Consider the following 16,197-nt stretch of genomic DNA (forward strand, 5'->3'; position numbering starts at 1 on the left):
AGCGCCGCCCTGATCACCCCGACAGTCCTGGCCACCCTGGACCGCATGCGGCTCGGTGGGCTTGAGACCCTGGTCACGGGCGGCGAAGCCTGCCCGCCGGAGTTGGTCGGCGCCTGGGCGCCCGGACGGGCCATGTACAACGCCTATGGTCCCACCGAGGTTTCCATCTGGGCCACATGGAGCGCACTGGCGGCCGGACAGCCGGTCCGCATCGGCGCCCCGATCCCCGGAACCTGCGCTCTGGTGCTCGACGCGCGGCTGCACCTGGCGCCGGTGGGGGTCGTGGGCGAGCTGTATCTGGCCGGTCCGGTGTTGGCGCGCGGATATGTGGGCCGGTCCGACCTGACGGCGGATCGGTTCGTGGCCAACCCGTTTGGCGGTCCAGGGGAGCGGATGTATCGAACGGGTGATCTGGTGCGCTGGACCACACACGGCGCTTTGGAATACCTGGGTCGCGCTGACGCACAGGTCAAGCTGCGCGGGCAGCGGTTGGAGCTCGGCGAGATCGAGAACACGCTGCTGGCCTGCCCGCAGGTCAGTCGCGCGGCGGCCGCAGTCCATCACAGCGAACTCGGCATCGACCACCTGGTCGGTTACATCGCCCTGGCACAGTCCGCCGCGACCCACCATGAGGCCGATGTCGTCGATCAATGGCAGCACATCTACGACGAGCTTTATGATGCCGAACTCGACACACCGGAATACGGAAGCGATTTCCGCGGGTGGAACAGCAGCTACACCGGCGAGCCGATTCCGCTGGAGCAGATGCGGGAATGGCGTTCGGCGGCGGTCGACCGAATCCTGGCGCTACAACCACGGCAGGTGCTGGAGATCGGCGTCGGTTCGGGATTGGTGCTCTCCCAGGTGGCCCCGGCGTGCGAGGAATACTGGGGTACGGACTTCTCGACGGCGACGGTCGCCAAACTCACCGCCGCCGTGGCCGGTGAGCCTTGGGGGGCTCGGGTCCATCTGCTGTCTCAGCCCGCGCATCTCACCGATGGTTTGCCGCCCGGCCACTTCGACACCATCATCGTCAACTCGGTCATCCAGTACTTCCCCAGTGCGGAGTACCTGGCCGAGGTCATCGACAAGGCCATGGAGTTGTTGGTACCAGGCGGTCGGTTGTTCCTCGGGGATGTGCGCAACCACAGCCTGCAGGGTGCGTTCCAAACCGGCATCGCTTTGGCGCGCAGTGGAATCGGTAACACCGACACCGTCGAACTCCGTCAACGCGTACAGCGCGCGGTACTCGCGGAACACGAATTGCTGCTCTCCCCAGAGTTCTTCACCACCTGGGCTTCCGATCACCCGGCTGTGGGCGGAATCGACATTCAGGTCAAACGAGGTGAATCAGACAACGAGCTGACCCGCTACCGCTACGACGTCGTCATCCACAAGACGCCAACCCAGGTGCGCTCGCTGGCCCGTGCGCTCACCTGGTGGTGGACCGAGTGTGCTGGACTGAACGGCCTGGGCGCCGAGTTGGTCTCGCAACGGCCTGGCCTCGTGCGGGTCAGCGCGATACCGCGAGCCGGTGTGATCACCGATGTGTTCATCGAACAGGCGCTCGCCTCCGGTCTACCGTTGGCCGAAGCCCAGGCCGGTGCCGCGGCGGCTGTCGATGCCGGTGTCACGCCCGAACAGTTGTACCTGCTGGGGGAGGCGAGCGGATACCGCACCGCCGTCACCTGGGGCGCGCAATCCGGAACGCTTGATGCCGTATTTGTGGCAGGCCCCGGGGACGGGTCTGCGCCGGCGTTGACCGACCTCTATCTGGCGCCGATCGATGCCCGTCAGCGTGGCGGTTACGCCAACGACCCCCAGACCAACGCCAAGATCGGGGAGGTCCGGCAGTGGTTGTCAGAGCGGCTGCCTGAATACATGGTGCCGAGCCAGATCGTGGTGCTCGATGAGCTACCGCTGACTTCCTCCGGCAAGATCGACCGTCGGGCGCTACCAGCACCCACCTTCGTCGCGACGTCATTCCGGCCCCCGCAGACGCCGACCGAGAAGACGGTGGCCGAGGTGTTCACCGAGGTGCTCGGGCTCGGCCGCGCCGGTCTCGACGATGATTTCTTTGCCCTGGGCGGGGATTCGTTGATCGCCATCCGGGTATGTGCCCGCCTGCAGTCGGCACTGGGCCGTGAGGTTCCGGTGCGCTGCCTGTTCGATTCACCCTCGGTCGGAAAGCTGGCCGAATACCTGGACCAGCATCAAGGTGAGGCGGCCCGGCCGGCGTTGACGCCGCAGCCGAGGCCTGCGGCAGTGCCGTTGTCCTACGGGCAGCAGCGGCTCTGGTTCCTCGAGCAGTTGCAGGGCCCGTCACCGATCTACAACATGGCGGTGGCGCTGCGGTTGCACGGGCGGCTGAATGCCGACGCGCTTGGTGAGGCGCTGGCCGATGTGGTGTCCCGCCAGGATAGTCTGCGGACGCTCGTCGTCTCTGTAGATGGAGTGCCGGGACAGGTGGTAATCCCCGCCGAGCAGGCCGATTTCGGCTGGTGCATCGTCGACGCCCGCGATTGGTCGACGGACCAACTGGACGAGGCAGTCGGAGCGGTCGCCCGCCACACGTTCGACCTGGCTACCGAGATTCCCTTACGAGCGGCGCTGTTCCACGTTGCCGATGACGAGCACGTGCTGACGGCGGTGGTGCACCACATCGCAGCCGACGGTTGGTCCATTGCCCCGTTGGTGACGGACCTGGCCGTCGCCTATGCCAGCCGTGACGATGGCCACGCTCCGGACTGGCTGCCATTGCCGGTTCAGTACTCCGATTACACGCTATGGCAACATGATTGGCTTGGGTCGGTCTCCGATGCCGACAGTGTGATCTCGGCACAGCTCAGTTACTGGGAGCAGGCGCTGGCGGGATTGCCCGAGCGGCTCGAATTGCCGACCGATCGGCCGTATCCGGCGGTTGCGGATTATCGCGGGGCCAGTGTGGCCGTGGAGTGGCCGGCGGAGGTGCAGCAGCAGGTCGCCCGGGTGGCGCGGGAGCACAATGCCACCAGTTTCATGGTGGTTCAGGCCGCATTGGCGGTGCTGTTGGCAGAGTTGAGTGCCACCAGCGATGTCGCCATCGGTATCGCGACCGCCGGGCGTGGCGATCAGGCGCTCGATCAGCTCGTCGGATTCTTCGTCAACACGTTGGTGTTGCGGGTCGACGTAGCCGGCGACCCCACCGTTTCCGAGTTGTTGGAACAGGTGCGAGCGCGCAGCCTGGCCGCGTTCGAACACCAGGATGTGCCCTTCGAGGTGCTGGTGGAGCGGCTCAACCCGGTCCGGTCACTGACCCATCACCCGCTCGTGCAAGTCATGGTCACCTGGCAGAACCTGCCTTGGAACAGTAGTGGCTCGACGGCCGGACTGGCGCTGGGTGACGTCGAAGCGACGCCGATGGACGCCGAAACGCACACCGCCAAAACAGATTTGGTGTTTTTACTGGCTGAGCGCAGCGCCGACACCGGGGAACCGGCGGGAATCGCCGGCTTGGTCGAATACCGGACCGACGTGTTCGATGCGTCCACCGTTCAAACCCTGGTGGATCGCCTGCAGCGGGTGTTGACGGCGATGACCGCCGACCCCACCGTCCGGTTGTCGACGGTAGACATGCTCGACGTCGCCGAGCGGGTGCGGCTGAATACGCTTGGGCATCGTGCCGTCCTGAGTCAGCAGGTGCACGAGAGTTCCATCCCGGCCGTGTTCGCCCGTCAGGTGTCCCGGGCCCCTGATGCGGTTGCGGTCAGTTGCGCCGGCCGGTCCATGTCCTACCGGGAACTCGACGAGGCATCGAATCGATTGGCCCACATGCTCGGTGCTGAAGGCGCCGGCCCCGGCGAGTGTGTGGCGCTGTTACTGAATCGGTCGGTCGCGGCGATCGTGGCCGTCCTGGGAGTGTTGAAATCCGGAGCGGCGTACCTGCCGATCGATCCGGCAGTGCCCGACGCCCGTATCGAGTTCATGCTTGACGACGCCGCTCCGGTCGTGGCGCTGACCTCCGATGGATTGACCGAGCGTCTGGCCGAAACTGCGGTACCCGTCATCAATCTGGCTGATCCGCAGATCGGGCAGCAGTCCGCCGACCCGTTGCCGATGCCCGCTGCTGACGATATCGCCCATATCATCTACACCTCGGGGACGACGGGAGTTCCCAAGGGAGTGGCGGTTACCCACCAGAACGTGACGCGGCTCTTCGACGGCCTGGACGTCGGTGTGGCCATGGGCCCGGAGCAGGTGTGGGCGCAGTGTGCGTCCCTGGCTTTCGATTACTCGGTGTGGGAGATGTGGGGAGCGCTGCTCCACGGCGGCCATCTCGTAGTGGTGCCTGATGAGGTGACGCGGTCACCTGCCGAGCTGCACGCGCTGCTGGTCGACCACCAGGTGAGCGTGTTGAGCCAAACCCCTTCTGCGGTAGGGATGTTGCGACTGGCCGGTCTGGAGTCGGTGACCGGCTTGATGGTCGCCGCGGAACCCTGCCCGCCCGAGGTGGTCGATCGTTGGGCGCCCGGCCGCGTGATGATCAATGGCTACGGTCCTACGGAGACCACGGTATATGCCACGATCAGCGCTCCGTTGCAGAGGGCGACGACAGGCGGCCCGACCATCGTGCCGATCGGTCGCCCGGTGCCGGGTGCGGCGTTGTTCATCCTTGACCCGTGGCTGCGGGAGGTGCCGGCCGGAGTGGTGGGCGAGTTGTACGTCGCCGGCCGAGGTGTCGGAGTCGGCTATGTGCGACGGCCGGGCTTGACCGGATCGCGTTTTGTGCCCTGCCCGTACGGGGCTCCCGGCGCTCGGATGTATCGCACCGGAGACCTGGTGTCGTGGGGCAGTGACGGTCAGTTGCGGTATGCCGGCCGCGCCGACGAACAGGTCAAGATCCGCGGCTATCGCATCGAACTCGGCGAAGTCCAATCGCTGCTCGCCGGACTCGAAGGGGTCCAGCAAGCCGTGGTGGTCGCGCGCGAGGACCGATCCGGAGACAAGCGGCTTGTCGGTTACGTCACCGGAAGCGCGGACCCGGTGTCGGCCCGCAGTGCGCTGGCCGAGCGGTTGCCGGCCTACATGGTGCCCTCAGCGGTGGTGGTGCTGGAAGCACTGCCGTTGACGGTCAACGGAAAACTCGACAAGCGCGCCCTGCCCGAGCCCGAGTACGCCGGCGGGGGCTATCGAGGCCCGAGCACCGTGATCGAAGAAGTCGTGGCCGGGATCTATGCCGAAGTCCTCGGTCTGAACCGGGTCGGTGTCGACGACTCGTTCTTCGACCTTGGTGGCGATTCGCTGTCGGCGATGCGGGTGATCGCCGAGATCAACAGCTCCCTTGATGCGGACCTCTCGGTGCGCACGTTGTTCGATGCGCCCACCGTCTCGCAGTTGGCGCCGCACATCGATGCCGGTTCAGGCGGCCGGGCGCGGTTGATCCCACAGCAGCGGCCGCCGGTCCTCCCGCTGTCGTACGCCCAACAGCGGCTGTGGTTCCTCGAACAGTTGCAGGGCCCCTCTCCGATCTACAACATGTCCGTGGCGTTGCGACTCACCGGACCGGTGAACGCCGATGCCCTCAGCCTGTCACTGCGCGACGTGGTGGGCCGTCATGAGAGCCTGCGCACCGTCTTCAAGGTGGTCGACGGGGTCCCCCGGCAAGTGATCGTGCCGGCCGGACAGGCGGACCCGGGTTGGCAATTCGTGGACGCCACCGGGTGGCCGTCGGACCGACTCGACGAGGCGGCCGGTGCCGCGGCACGGCACTGCTTCGACCTGACCACCGAGATTCCTCTGCGCGTCACCCTGTTCCAGGTTGCCGACGGGGAGCACGTGCTGATCTCGGTGGTGCACCACATCGCTGCTGACGGCTGGTCGATCAACCCGTTCGTGACCGATCTGGAGAAGGCCTACGTCAACCGGTGTGCGGGCCGAGGGCCGGACTGGGCTCCATTGTCGGTGCAGTATGCGGACTACGCGCTGTGGCAGCAAGAGTGGCTTGGATCGGATACCGACCCGGAGAGCGTGATCGGGACCCAGGTGGCCTACTGGCAGGACGCCCTCGCTGATCTGCCCGAGACCCTGGCGCTGCCAACGGATCGTCCGTATCCCCCGGTCGCGGATTACCGGGGCTCGAGTGTGGCCATCGATTGGCCCGCCGATGTGCAACAGCAGATCGCCCGGGTGGCTCGGGAACACAACGTGACCAGCTTCATGGTGGTGCAGGCCGCCCTGGCGGTGCTGATGTCGGCACTCAGCGGCAGCAGCGACGTTCCGGTGGGTATCGCGACAGCCGGCCGCAATGATCCGGCTCTCGACGAGCTGGTGGGCTTCTTCGTCAACACGCTGGTACTCAGGGTCGATCTGGGCGGTGATCCCACTGTCGCCGACATCCTGAACCAGGTGCGCCAGCGTGGTCTGGCCGCCCTGGAACACCAGGACGTCCCATTCGAGGTGTTGGTCGAGCGGCTCAACCCGACCCGCAGCCTGACCCATCATCCGCTGGTCCAGGTGATGCTGTCCTGGCAGAACTTCGGCGGCGACCCGGCCTCGGCAATGACGCTGGGTGAGGCCCGCGCCACGCTGCTTCCGGCCGAAACGCGCACTGCTCGAATGGATCTGGTGTTCGCGTTGTCCGAGCGCCATACGGAATCCGGGACCGCCGACGGTATCACCGGGTTGGTGGAGTTCCGCACCGATGTGTTCGATGCGTCCAGCATCGAGGTGTTGGTCGAGCGGTTGCGGCGGGTGCTGGTGGCGATGATGGGGGATCCGTCGCGGTTGTTGTCGTCGGTTGATGTACTCGATGCGGCCGAGGTGGCGCGTCTGGATGTCCTTGGTCATCGGCAGGCGTTGACCGCACCGACAGTGGAGGCGTCGATTCCGGGGTTGTTCGCCATCCAGGTGGATCAGTCGCCGGAGGCGGTGGCGGTGCGGTTCGAGGGCCGGTCGTGGTCGTACCGCGAGCTGGATGTGGCGTCGAATCGGTTGGCGCACCATCTGATCGGTATGGGTTCTGGTCCCGGGCAGTGTGTGGCGCTGATGCTGCAACGCTCGGCGCAGGCGATCGTGTCGATCCTCGCGGTGTTGAAAACCGGTGCGGCTTATCTGCCGATCGATCCGGCTCATCCGGATGCGCGCGTCGAGTTCATGTTGACCGACGCTGCACCGGTGGCGGTGCTGAGCACCGGCGCTCTGGCCGGGCGGGTGGCGCGTTGGGGTGTACCGGTGGTCGAGGTTGACGATGCCCGTCTCGGGGACGGACCGGCGACGGCGTTGCCGGTGCCGGCTGCTGACGATATCGCCCACATCATTTACACCTCGGGGACCACCGGGCTGCCCAAGGGCGTCGCGGTGACCCACCAGAACGTGACGCGGCTGTTCGATGGCATGGATGTCGGTGTGGCGTTGGTGCCAAAGCAAGTGTGGGCGGCGTGTTCCTCACTGGCGTTCGATTATTCGGTCTGGGAGATCTGGGGAGCGCTGCTGCATGGCGGCCGCCTGGTGGTGGTTCCCGAGCACACCACTCGGTCGGCGCAGGAGTTGCAGGCGCTGCTGGTCGACGAGGGCGTCACGGTGTTGAGTCAGACCCCCTCGGCGGTGGGGATGCTGTCGCCGGTGGCGCTGGAGTCGGTGGCAGCGCTGATGGTGGCTGCCGAGGCGTGTCCGGCGCAGGTAGTGGATCGGTGGGCGCCGGGTCGGGTGATGATCAACGGTTACGGTCCCACGGAGACCACGGTGTACGCCACGGTCAGTGCTCCCTTGGAGCCTGGCAGTGGGGTGGTGCCGATCGGTTTACCCGTTCCGGGCGCGGCGTTGTTTGTGTTGGACCGGTTCCTGCGTCCGGTGCCGCCGGGGGTGGTCGGAGAGTTGTATGTGGCCGGCCGTGGGGTCGGGGTGGGTTATGTGCGTCGGACCGGATTGACCGCCTCGCGTTTTGTGGCCTGCCCGTTCGGTGGCCCTGGGGCGCGGATGTATCGCACCGGAGATCTGGTGTCGTGGGGCGCCGATGGCCAGTTGCGGTACGGCGGCCGCGCCGATGAGCAGGTCAAGATCCGCGGCTATCGCATCGAACTCGGCGAGATCGAGGCGGCTCTGGCCGGTATCGAGGGAATCGACCAGGCCGCGGTGATCGCGCGAGAGGATCGTCCTGGTGACAAGCGTCTGGTCGGCTATGTGACCGAAATGCTTCCGGGGACCGTCGATCCCGCTGGGATTCGAGCCGAACTCGGCACGCGATTGCCCGCGTACATGGTGCCTGCGGCTGTGGTCGTGATCGAGGGCCTGCCGCTCACGGTCAACGGCAAGCTCGACAAGCGGGCCCTACCGGCACCGGATTACACCGACACGGCTCGGTACCGGGCTCCGGACACGCCCCGGGAAGAGGTTCTGGCCGGCATCTTCGCCGAGGTGCTCGGCTTGGATCGAGTCGGCGTCGACGATTCATTCTTCGATCTCGGCGGCGATTCATTGTCGGCGATGCGGCTGATCGCCGCGGTGAACACCGCCTTGGACACCGAGCTGGCCGTGCGGACCCTGTTCGATGCTCCAACTGTCGCCGGACTGGCGCCCCGCGTCGACGCCGGCGCAGGCGGGCGGGACCCGTTGATCCCGCAACCGCGCCCCGCCGTCATCCCGTTGTCGTATGCCCAGCAACGACTCTGGTTCCTCAACCGATTCGAAGACGGCGCAGCCACGTACAACATGCCGATCGCGTTCCGGATCAACGGTGCGTTGGACGTCGAGGCACTGGGCGCGGCGCTGGACGACGTGATCGCCCGCCACGAATCCCTGCGCACGGTGTTCATCGACGTCGACGGGGTGCCATCACAACAGGTGCTGCCCGCGCAGGTTGGGATGTGGCGTCGGGGCGGTCCGACGATGGTGTCGCTGTCGGCCGTCGAGGAAGAGGATGAAGTAACCGCCGAGTTGGTGGCACTGGCGGGATATCGGTTCGACCTGTCCGCCGAGCCTCCGATTCGCGCCAGGCTCTGGAAGGTCGATTCCGACCGGTATGTACTCGGGATCATCTTCCACCACATCGCTTTTGACGGTTGGTCGATGGCACCGATGGTGCGCGATGTGGCGGCGGCCTATGGGGCTCGCCACGGCGGCCGGACTCCGGATTGGAGGCCGCTGCCGGTGCAGTATGCCGACTACACGCTGTGGCAGCGTGAGCATCTCGGCGACCTGGCCGACGAGGGCAGCCGGATCGCCGGGCAGCTGGCGTACTGGCGGCGCGAGCTGGCGGACCTGCCGGAGGTGGTGTCGCTGCCGACGGATCGGCCGCGCCCGCCGGTGCCGAGCTATCGCGGTGAGGGCGTGGAGTTGCGCATCGGCGCGAAGCAGTGGGCCGGGCTCAAGGCTGTGGCGACCGAACACCACGCCACAGCGTCGATGATGCTGCAGGCGCTCGCCGCCGTGGTACTGAACCGGGCCGGCGTCGGTGACGATGTGGCGTTGGGTACCGCCATCGCCGGTCGAATGGATGCCGCACTGAACGATCTGGTGGGGTTCTTCGTCAACACCTGGGTGCTGCGGGTAGAGGTGAATCCCGGCTTGCGATTCACCGAAGTATTGGATCGGGTACAGCAGAAGGCGCTGGATGCCTACGCCAATCAAGATGTGCCGTTCGAGCTGTTGGTGGAGCAGCTCAATCCAGCGCGTTCGACGTCACATCATCCGTTGTTCCAGGTGGCGTTGGTGTTCCAGAACAACGTGTTACCGGAGGTGTCCCTCGACGGCGCAGACATCGAGCCGGTCTCAGTGCTCACCCGGACCGCCAAGTTCGATCTGGATTTCGACATTCGCGAAGTGCCTGGCGACGGCGGGCCGATGGCTGCCGGAGTGCTGACCTATGCCACGGATCTGTTCGAGCGGTCCAGCATCGAGCGGCTGGTGGGCTGGTTCGACCGGGTGGTCACGGCGGTGGTGGCCGATCCATCGGTCGTGGTGGGCGAGGTCGGCCTGCTCGGACAGGATGAACGAGAACTGGTGCTGCACAGCTGGTCTGGCTCTGGAGTCGATGCGCCGGTGGCGCCGGCCGATCAGTTGCTCAAAGATGCGGTGGCCGCCGCGCCCGACGCGGTGGCCGTCATCGATGGGTCACGGCAGCTGTCGTATCGCGAACTGGACGAGTGGTCCAATCGGTTGGCCCGGTTGCTGATCGGAACCGGAGTCGGGCCCGAGCGCGCGGTGGGGGTGGCGATCGGTCGGTCTGCCGAGTTGGTGGTGGCCTGGTGGGCGGTGCTCAAGGCCGGTGGTGTGTACGTGCCCGTGGACCGTGCCCATCCGGCCGACCGGGTCGCGACCGTCTTGGACACCGTCGAAGCGGCCTGCGTGCTGACCTACGGCTCTGACACCGTAGCCGGCGCCGGCGACCGTTCGGTGCTATGCGTCGATCAGTTGGACGTATCGAACTGGTCGGCCGATCCGGTCACCGACGCTGACCGGTCGGCACCGTTGAGCACTGACGACGCTGCGTATGTCATCTTCACGTCAGGTTCCACCGGTACCCCCAAAGGTGTGGCAGTCAGCCACGCCGGATTGGTGGGTGTGGCTGCCGCGCAACGCAATCTGTTCGATGCCGGCTGGCCTTCCCGGGTGCTGATGGTGGCTGCACCGACTTTCGACGCCTCGGTCTTCGAGATGATCTGGGCGGTCGGCTGCCAAGCGGCTTCGGTCATCGCAGCGCCGGACTCCTACGCCGGGGAGGCATTGACGGCGCTCGTGCACGACCAACGGGTCGATGCGGGAGTGATCACGCCGACCGTGCTGGCGACCCTGGATCGCGCTCAGTTGGCCGAGCGACTGGACACCCTACTCACAGCCGGGGAGGCCTGCCCGCCGGAGTTGGTGGCCGCCTGGGCGCCGGGGCGGTCCATGTACAACGCCTATGGCCCCACCGAAGCCACCATCTGGTCGACCTGTACGGCGCCGTTGACGGCGGGACAACCGGTCGGCATCGGTGCCCCGATCCCCGGGGTGTGTGCGCTGGTGCTCGATTCTCGGCTGCAGCCGGTGCCGGTCGGCGTGGTGGGCGAGCTGTACCTGGCCGGGATGCCGTTGGCTCGGGGTTACGCCGGACGATCGGAGCTCACTGCGGATCGGTTCGTTGCCAACCCCTTCGGCAATCCGGGCAACCGGATGTACCGGACAGGAGACCTGGTGCGGTGGGCCCCGGGCGGGGAGCTGCAGTACCTCGGCCGGGCTGATGCGCAGGTCAAATTGCGTGGGCAGCGGCTGGAGTTGGGGGAGATCGAGAACACTCTGCTGGCCTGTCCGCAGGTAAGCCGGGCCGCTGCGGCGGTGTGTCACCGAGACTCCGCTGATCATCTGGTCGCCTATGTCGCCCTGGAACAGTCCAGCACGGCCGATCACGATGCCGAAGTCGTCGATCAGTGGCAGCAGATGTACGACGAACTGTACGACGCGCAGGCCGAGACCCCGGAGTTCGGCAGCGATTTCCGAGGATGGAACAGCAGCTACACCGGCGCGGCGATCCCGCTCGCGCAGATGCGGGAGTGGCGTTCGGCCACCGTGGATCGAATTCTGGCATTGCGGCCGCGGCGCGTGCTGGAGATCGGCGCGGGCTCAGGTCTGATCCTGTCGCAGGTGGCGCCGCACTGTGAACAGTATGTAGGCACCGACATGTCGGCCGTGGCAATGGAATCCTTGGCGGATTCGCTTGAGCGAATGCAGGTTCCGTGGCGGAACCACGTGCAATTACTGGCCCAGCCGGCCCACGTGACCGATGGTCTGCGCGCGAATCACTTCGATACCATCGTCCTCAACTCGGTCATTCAGTACTTCCCCAATGCTGCATATCTGTCCGAGGTCATCGGCAAAGCTGTCGAACTCTTGGCACCCGGCGGCCGGCTGTTCCTCGGCGATGTACGCAACCACAGTCTGCAAGGTGCTTTCCAGACCGGGGTGGCACTGGCCCGGAACGCGAGCGAAGACCCTGACGATATCCGCCAGCGGGTCCAGCGAGCACTGCTCGGTGATCCGGAATTGCTCTTGGCGCCAGAGTTCTTCACCACCTGGGCGGCAGAGAACTCGGTCGTGGCCGGGTTGGACATCCAGGTCAAACGCGGTGAATCCGCCAATGAGCTGACCCACTACCGCTACGACGTCGTCATCCACAAGGCGCCGGTGCAGATGTGCTCGCCGGCGACCGCCCCAGCGTGGGTGTGGAGCGACTGCGCGGGGTTGAGTGGGCTGCATGTCGAGTTGACGTCGCAACGCCCGAACATGGTGCGGGTCATCGCGATTCCGCGGGACGGCGTGATTGCCGACGTGATGGCTGAACAGGCTTTGGCCGCTGGCCTCCCGGTGACCGAGGTGTCCGCCCCGGCTGACCCGGTCACGCCCGAGCAGCTTTACCGATTGGGCGAGGCCGCGGGATATCGGGTCGCGGTGACCTGGGGCGCACAGCCGGGCACCGTCGATGCGGTCTTCATTTCAGAGGAAGACGCGGCGGCCGCCGGGGTACTCACAGATCTCTATGTGCCGCGTGCCGGTAGCCGGCAGCGAAGCTCTTACGCCAACGATCCCGATGCCAACAGCAAGGTCAGCGTGGTACGCCAGTGGTTGGCAGAACGGCTCCCCGAGTACATGGTGCCGAGTCAGATCATGGTGCTGGAGGAGTTCCCGCTCACCACCTCGGGAAAGATCGACCGTAAAGCGTTGCCCGAACCGGTGTTTGCCGCTACCGCCTTCCGGGCGCCACAGACACCGATCGAAAAGACGATCACCCAGGCATTCGCCGACGTGCTCGGTCTTGAGCAGGTTGGTCTCGATGACGACTTCTTCGCCTTGGGCGGAGATTCGTTGACCGCGACTCGGGTCAGTGCACGGCTGCAGTCGGCGGTGGGCCGCGAGGTGCCGGTGCGGTACCTGTTCGACGCGCCGACCGCCGCAAGCCTCGCGGAGTACCTGGAGCGACATCAGTGCGACGGAGCCCGTCCTGCCCTTCGGGCGGTTACCCGCCCCGACTTCATCCCGTTGTCCTATGCGCAGCAACGGTTGTGGTTCTTCGATCAGCTGCAGGGGCCGTCGCCGGTCTACAACATGGCCGTCGCGCTGCGGCTGAGCGGCGATCTGGACGTGGGGGCGCTCGGTCAAGCGCTGACGGATGTCGTCGGCCGACATGAGAGCCTGCGCACACTGTTCACCGTCTCGGACGGCACGCCACGGCAGACAGTGGTACCACCGGATCAGGCGCGGCCCTGCTGGCAGATTGTCGACGCTTCTGGGTGGTCGGCTGACCGGTTGACGGACGCCATCGGTGTGGTGGCCCGGCACCCGTTCCAGCTCGCCACCGAAATACCTTTGCGGGCAGCGGTCTTCCGAGTCGGTGAAGGCGAACACGTGCTGGCGGCGGTGGTACACCATATCGCCGCAGATGGGTGGTCGGTAACCCCACTGGTGGCCGACCTCGGTGCGGCCTACGCGAGCCGATGTGGGGGGCGCGCACCGGCCTGGGAACCCCTGCCGGTGCAGTATGCCGATTACGCATTGTGGCAACGCGAGTATCTCGGTGACCTCAGCGACGGTCATAGCCGCATCGCCGAACAGTTGAACTACTGGCAGGATGCCTTGGCCGGACTGCCCGATCGTCTGCAGATTCCCACCGACCGGCCCTATCCGGCGGTGGCCGATTACCGCGGATCGAGCGTAGCGGTGGACTGGCCGGCCGAGTTGCAGGACCGCGTGGCCAAGGTGGCACGCCAGTACAACGCGACCAGTTTCATGGTCGTGCAGGCCGCCCTGGCGCTACTGCTGTCGAAGCTCGGCGCCACTTCGGATGTGGCGGTGGGGATAACCGTCGCCGGGCGTGACGACCCGGCACTGGACGATCTGATCGGGTTCTTCGTCAACACCCTCGTGCTGCGGGTGAACCTCTCCGGCGATCCAACTCTTGCCGAACTCCTTGAACAGGTCCGACGGCAGAGCCTGGCTGCCTTCGAGCACCAGGATGTGCCGTTCGAAATGGTCGTCGATCGGCTCAAGCCAACTCGATCGCTGACCCATCACCCGCTGGTGCAGGTGATCTTGTCCTGGCAGAACTTGGCGTGGCAGCACAGCGGTGACTCCGCCGCCGGACTGGCGTTGGGTGACGTGCACGTCACCCCATTACCTGCGGCGACCCACACCGCGCGAACGGACCTGACATTCGCCCTGGGTGAGCGCTGGAGCGCAACCGGTGAACCTGCCGGAATTGGAGGGACAGTGGAGTTTCGCACCGATGTTTTCGACACGAACAGTGTTGAGCGGCTGATTGAACGGTTACGCCGGGTGCTCGTGGCGATGACCGCCGAAGTGGAAGGGCTGTCATGACGGCTGATCTGAGTCGGCGCCTGTCGTCGATGGATTTCCTGGATGAGGATGAGCACACCCGATTGGACGGGTGGGGCAATCGCGCAGTGCTGACCGAACTGGCGCCTGTGTCGGAGTCGATTCCGGTGTTGTTCGCCGCGCAGGTGGCCCGTGCCCCGGAGGCGGTGGCGGCAAGTTTCGAGGGTCGTTCGGTGACCTACCGAGAACTCGATGAGGACTCAGACCGGTTGGCGCACCGACTCGCCGGATGCGGCGCCGGACCGGGACAGCGTGTGGCGCTGCTGTTTCCCCGCGGCCTCGAGGCGATCGTGTCGATCCTGGCGGTGCTCAAGACCGGGGCGGCATACCTGCCGATCGATCCGATGCATCCTGACGCACGGGTCGAGTTCGTGCTAGATGATGCCGCACCGGTGATTGGGGTGACTACCGCGGGATTGGCCGACAGGTTGGCCCGATATGGTTTGCCTGTCCTCGATTTCGACGATGCGCGCATTTCAGACCAGCGAAGCGCCGCGTTACCGGTGCCGAGCCCCGATGATATCGCCTACCTGATATACACCTCCGGCACCACTGGTGTGCCCAAGGGGGTGGCGATCACCCACCGGAACGTGGTGCGGTTGTTGGGTTCGCTTGATCGCGACATGGATCTGACGGAAAACGTTTGGACCCAGAGCCATTCGTTGGCCTTCGACTACTCGGTCTGGGAGATCTGGGGCGCGTTGCTGTACGGCGGCCGGTTGGTGGTGGTGTCCGAGACCGTGGCCCGCTCACCACAGGACTTCCATGCCTTGCTTGTGGCCGAACAGGTCACCGTGTTGAGCCAGACTCCTTCTGCGTTCTATGCCCTGCAGTCCGTCGATGCGCTGCAACCCGAACTTGGCAGTCAATTGAAGCTGGAGACAGTGGTGTTCGGCGGGGAAGCGCTGGAACCGCAACGCCTTCGACCATGGCTGGACAACCATCCGGATTCGCCGCGCATGATCAACATGTATGGCATCACCGAGACGACGGTGCACGCCTCGTTCCGCGAGATCGTCGAAGTCGACGCTGAAAGCACCGCCAGCCCGATCGGGGTGCCGCTGGCCCACCTCGGCTTCTTTGTCTTGGATCAATCATTGCAGCCGGCGCCGATGGGTGTGGTCGGCGAGCTGTATGTGGTCGGTGCCGGGTTGGGCTGCGGTTACTGGCGCCGGGGCGGATTGACTGCGTCACGTTTCGTGGCGTGCCCGTTCGGGGGAGACGGTGCACCGGGCGCCCGGATGTATCGCACCGGCGATCTGGCGTCCTGGGGCGCCGACGGTCAGTTGCAGTATCTGGGCCGTGCCGATGACCAGGTGAAAATCCGTGGGTACCGGATCGAGTTGGGGGAGATTCAATCTGCTTTGGTTGACCTCGACGATGTCGACCAGGCGGCGGTGATCGTTCGCGAGGATGTGCCCGGCGACAAGCGTCTGGTGGGCTATGTCACCGAAAGTGATTTGGGTGCAATCGATCCCGACAAGGTTCGCACCGCGTTGGCGGAGCGGCTGCCGGCCTACATGGTGCCGACCGCGGTGGTGGTGATGGCGGCGCTCCCCTTGACGGTCAACGGCAAACTCGACAGGCGTGCCCTTCCGGCGCCGGACTACACCGATGCCGAGGCCTACCGTGCCCCGACCACCGCGGTCGAGGAGATTGTGGCCGGCATCTACGCCCAGGTTCTCGGGTTGGAGCGGGTCGGGATCGACGATTCGTTTTTCGATCTCGGTGGGGACTCGCTGTCGGCAACTCGGGTGATCAACGCGATCAACAGCAGCCTGGACGCCGATCTCGCCGTGCGCGCGGTGTTCGAGGCGCCTTCGGTGGGTCAACTGGCGGCACGTGTCGGTACGGGCA

Annotated in this window: 2 protein-coding genes; both read left to right on the top strand. The window is 65.8% G+C overall.

Annotation, left to right across the window (positions count from 1 at the left end; all coding sequences use genetic code 11):
* Positions 1-14,322, top strand: a 14,322-nt coding sequence (locus A5699_RS18770; protein WP_067772075.1) for a non-ribosomal peptide synthetase, incomplete at its 5' end; no start/stop codon positions are given.
* Positions 14,319-16,197: amino acid adenylation domain-containing protein (locus tag A5699_RS18775; RefSeq protein WP_157561333.1), on the top strand; the 1,879-nt coding region annotated here is incomplete at its 3' end. The genes A5699_RS18770 and A5699_RS18775, both read left to right, overlap by 4 nt.

The sequence above is a fragment of the Mycobacterium sp. E802 genome, from assembly GCF_001666875.1.
Lineage (GTDB): Bacteria > Actinomycetota > Actinomycetes > Mycobacteriales > Mycobacteriaceae > Mycobacterium.